The following is a 1794-nucleotide window of genomic DNA, read 5'->3' as shown; positions in this document are numbered from 1 at the left end:
TCTCCTGGCTTTTTGCATAAGCAATCAGTTTCCATTTGATGAAGTTGTTCACTTCTGGCGTGATCTCTACCGGGTGGTCGTTTAAGCCATTGGGGTACTCACTGAATTTGTCTCTAAAGGTATGGGCGCACCAGCCATCTGAAATAGGCTTGCCTTGGTTAGCCCGCTGGCGCTGGTAATATTTGATTTGGGACCACCAGCTTTGACGTTCTGCCTTGCTGTAAACTCGGTCCTTACCACTAAGTTTTTTCAGCCCACGCGAGCGATCCGCTTCCACATCTTCACCGCTTAAGGGTTTAAAGCCACATTTCGGGCAAACATAGACGCCTGCCGGCTTCATAAAGTGGCAACTGGGGCATTCTTTCGGGAGTTTTTCAGCTTTGCCGCTGTCAGTACTGCGGGAACCGTCTTTCATCCCGTCGCTCTTTGAAGGCAACTTGTCATACTCAATATCATCGGGATAACCGAGTCGGTGAACCGTGCCGGAGTGATCGAATATCATGCAGGTTTCTTTACCGGGCGCGGTACGAAGCCCGCGGCCAAGACATTGCACCCATCTGATTTCAGATTTAGTTGGTCTCGCATAAATGATGCACCGGACATCACTATCGAACCCCGCAATCAGCGTGCCAACACTAACTAATATTTTTGTTACACCCTGTTCAAAACGATGGATGATGATCTGCCTTTCTTCCGGGGGCGTCTCAGCAATGATTACCTCGGCATTGACCCCCGCTTGATTAAATTCAACCGTGATAAAATTGGCGTGGGCCACGTTGACGCAAAAGCAAATCGTGGGTTCATCGTTACCATTCACCAGCCAGTTCCTGACGATATCGCCCACCAGCGTCGAATCACCCATAATTTCGGCTAGCTGGTCCTCTTTGTAATCCTGCCCAAAGTCATCACTGGAAGTTACTTTTACGCCTTTCAGGTCCGGCTTGGTGGGAGCATAAAATTCATAGGTGCTCAGTTCACCTTTAGCGATAAGCTCTTTCATTGTGGTGGGTTTCAGGAGCTGTTGATAGTAGTTTCCCAGAAACGGGGAAAATGGCGTTCCTGACAGGCCGATAACTTTTACGCTAGTGTTTTCTGCCAGATATTGAATGACTTCAAGCAGCTTTTTACGGCGTAAATGGGCCTCGTCAATGATCAACAGATCGATGTTATCCGGGAAGTCACGACGAATGAGCGTGTCAGCCGATGCAATCTGAATTAGCCGGTTCGGATCATGGGGCTGGTAATCCCGCCATACGTAGCCAATTTCTTCCTCCGGCAGTCCGTACTGAATAAACCGGGTAGCAGTCTGACGCACCAAAGTTAAGTAAGGCGCGACAAACATCACCCGCATTCCGCGAGAGACAAAACCGGCTGTGATGAATGCTGATAAGCCGGTTTTACCGCTGCCGGTAGGCGCATATACCATGAAGGTACTGTGTTGCTTCCAGTTCTGGCGCAACATGGACAAGGCGCGACTCTGGGTTGTATTTGGGGTGATCGTCAGCATGCTTTACTTCCCCCATTCCCTTGAGGCGGATTTGGTGACATAATCGCTCACAGGTGCTGAATTCTCTGTGGTGCCCGCAAGAGCCGAATCAGACGTGCTCGCCAAAGTATCGCTGTTCGGTTTCTTGCCTCCCTTGATTTTCAGTCCTTTTTTCCACTCGTTGATAATCCGCTTACTGTCCTCAGCATGCTCACGTGCAGGCATATCGTTGTATTGGCGCTCATAGTCAATTTGGTGGAAATAGGGATTAACGATGACAGGCGCAACGATACCCACCGCACGTTTGA

1 protein-coding gene and 1 pseudogene are annotated in these 1794 nt (G+C 49.6%); both read right to left on the bottom strand.

From position 1 onward, the window contains the following. Positions 1 to 1507 (bottom strand): DEAD/DEAH box helicase (locus tag AACQ83_RS23975; protein WP_146747955.1); only part of this gene is annotated, 1507 nt, incomplete at its 3' end. Between the two features lie 3 nt (positions 1508 to 1510). Beyond that, positions 1511 to 1794, bottom strand: a pseudogene (locus AACQ83_RS23970) (hypothetical protein); the annotation flags it as partial.

This window comes from Photorhabdus sp. S10-54 (genome assembly GCF_963878145.1).
GTDB lineage: Bacteria > Pseudomonadota > Gammaproteobacteria > Enterobacterales > Enterobacteriaceae > Photorhabdus > Photorhabdus kayaii.
The sequence above is the reverse complement of the archived record's forward strand: the minus strand, read 5'-3'. Positions and strand labels throughout refer to the sequence as shown.